Raw genomic sequence first — 2,592 nt, 5'->3', positions numbered from 1 at the left:
TGCCGGCGCCAAGGGCGGGAGACAGACGACGCCGGGGCGGCGTCCTCGCCGACGTCGCCCCGGCGTACGTCATTTGTGCCGGTTTCGGCATGTTATTAGTGCCGGTTTCGGTGAGGGAGCGGTCAGGCGTGCGGGGCGACCTGCTCGACCGCCGCCGTCAAGGCCTGCGCCACACCCTCCATGCCGGGGATGAAGCCGTACATGGTGGCGGCGCCGGGAATGACCGTGACCGGCATGTCCAGCTCCCGCTTGAGGAAGCCGGTGAGTGCGCCGGCGGGGTCCTCGGCGAAGACCGGGTGCCCGCCCGAGGCCGCCGCCTCGACGACCTTCTCCCACGCCTCGGCGTTGTCCATGAGGTCGCGCACCGTGCGGATGGCGCCGGACCCGCCGACGACGTCGGCCGGCACACTCACCGTGCGCTCATGCAGGCCGTGCTCGAGCATCTCGGGCGCGGCGCCGGGCAGCACCAGCTCCGCAGTCGCCCCGACCGGCACCTGCACGCTCACATGCAGCGTGTTGTCGTCCAGCTCCCACGCGGCGCGGGCCGTCCCCACCGGCAGCAGGCGCGTGACGGCCGCGGAGGTGAAGCCGTGGCCGACCTGCGGGGCCACCCGCAGGGTGCGGCCGCCGGCGTCGACAATCGCCAGACCCGCCAGGTCAGTGATGAGCCACTGGGTGACGGCGCCCAGGGCGTAGTGGTTGAAGCTCGTCATCTCGCCGGGGTTGATGGAGCCGTCCGGCAGCATGGAGTCCCAGCGCTCCCAGATCGTCGTCGCCCCCATCGTCACCGGATACAGCCAGGAGGGGCAGCTCTTCTCCAGCACCAGGCGCGCGGCTACCGCGGCCTGTCCGCCCTTGACCAGGGCCGGCGGGACCAGCGGGGTGCCCACGAAGCCGGTGGAGATCCGGAAGGCGCGGGTGCGGACCAGGTCCGCCAGGCGCTGCCCGGCGCCGGCGATGCGCCGCGGCGTGTCCAGCAGGTCCCAGGCGAGGGCCTGGGCGTAGACGGTGGCGCAGTCGGAGATGATCAACCCGTCCGCCGTCACGTACGCGTCCAGGTAGGCCTCCCGCACGGAGGCGGCCAGCGCCTCGTAGCGCGCGGCGCCGTCCGCATCGCCCAGCAGGGCGCAGGCGCGGGCGGTGATGTCGGCGCTGCGAGCGAAGTAGGCGCTGGCCACGACGTCCGAATCCGCCTTGGCCGCGCCCGGGTCGTTCGGCGGCGCGTCGGGGTCGAGCCAGTCGCCGAACTGGAAGCCGCCGCGCCACAGGTGCGAGGCGCCGGCGGCGGCGTCGACGGCGTCGACGAAGCGGCGCATGGCCTCCACCGTATGCGCCAGCACGCCGGTGTCCCCGGTGGCCTCGTAGACGGCCCACGGCACCAGGGTGATCGCATCCCCCCAGGCGCAGGTGAGTTTCTCGCCCTCGAGCACGTGCGGGACGACGACGGGCAGGGAGCCGTCCGCGGCCTGAGTAGCGGCCAGATCCCGGTCCCAGGAGTCCAGGAAGGCGGCGGCGTCGTACAGGCTCATCGCGGTGGGGGCGAAGGCGCCGATGTCGCCGGTCCACCCCAGGCGTTCGTCGCGCTGCGGGCAGTCGGTGGGCACGGTGATGAAGTTGTCGATGGTGGACCAGCGGGTGTTCTCCACCAGCCGGTCGATGAGCTCCTCCGAGGTTGTCATCCACGCCGACCGCTCCATGCCCGCGGAGACCACGCGGGCGGTGACGCAGGCCAGCAGGGCGTCGTCGTCGCCGTCGAAGCCCTCCACCTCGACGTAGCGGAAGCCGTGCTGGGTGAGGGTAGGGGCGAAGACCTCGGGCTCCTCGGCGGTGCCGGTACCCGCCAGGGTGACGCGGTCGGTGCACTCGGCGTTGCGCAGCGGGCGGGTGCCGAGTTCCCCGTGCTCCAGCACTTCGGCGTGGCGCAGGGTGATGATGGAGCCGGGTGCGGCCGTGGGGACGGCCAGGCGCACGTGTCCGGTGAGGTTTTGCCCCAGGTCAACGATCCTGTGGCCCGACGGCGTGGTGATGACCTCGATTGGCCGCACCTGGCCGATGACGGTGGGCAGCTGCACGGTGGTCGGCTCCAGGGCGGCGGTGGGCAGGTCGAGCACCTCCACCGGCTTCTCCGCCTCGGGGGTGCCGAGGGCGGGCAGGCGCAGGTCAGTGCTCTGGCCGTTGTACAGGTCGTTGGCGGTGACGTTCGAGGGGCGCCAGGCCCAGTCGGCGTCGGTGCCGATGACGGTGGTGTGCGCGGCGTCGTCGCCGAGCTCAATCTGCGCCAGCAGCCACAGGTTCTCGCCGTAGACGTTCTCCCGCATCGCCCAGGTGAGGTGACCGCGATACCAGCCGTTGCCGAGGACGACGGCGATCTCGTGCTCTCCCGGGGGCAGCGCGGTGGTGACGTCATGAGTCTGGACGAGGATGCGCTGGGGGTATTCGGTCCAGCCGGGAGCGAGTTCGTCGTCGCCGACCTTGACGCCGTCGATGAAGGCCTCGTAGACGCCGCCGGCGGTCAGGTGCAGGCGCGCGGTGGTGGTGCCCGCGGGCACGCTGATACGGTGCACGAGCACGGGGGCGGGGTCGGTGCGGGTG

General features: G+C 72.3%; 1 protein-coding gene. It reads right to left on the bottom strand.

Annotated features, from left to right (window positions below):
* Window positions 1-122: 122 nt before the first annotated feature.
* On the bottom strand, window positions 123-2,592 hold a 2,470-nt coding region (locus RWX45_RS08090; protein ID WP_316023221.1), incomplete at its 5' end, for a family 78 glycoside hydrolase catalytic domain.

The organism is Actinomyces sp. MRS3W, assembly GCF_032465695.1.
In the GTDB taxonomy this organism is placed as follows: domain Bacteria; phylum Actinomycetota; class Actinomycetes; order Actinomycetales; family Actinomycetaceae; genus Actinomyces.
The sequence above is the reverse complement of the archived record's forward strand: the minus strand, read 5'-3'. Positions and strand labels throughout refer to the sequence as shown.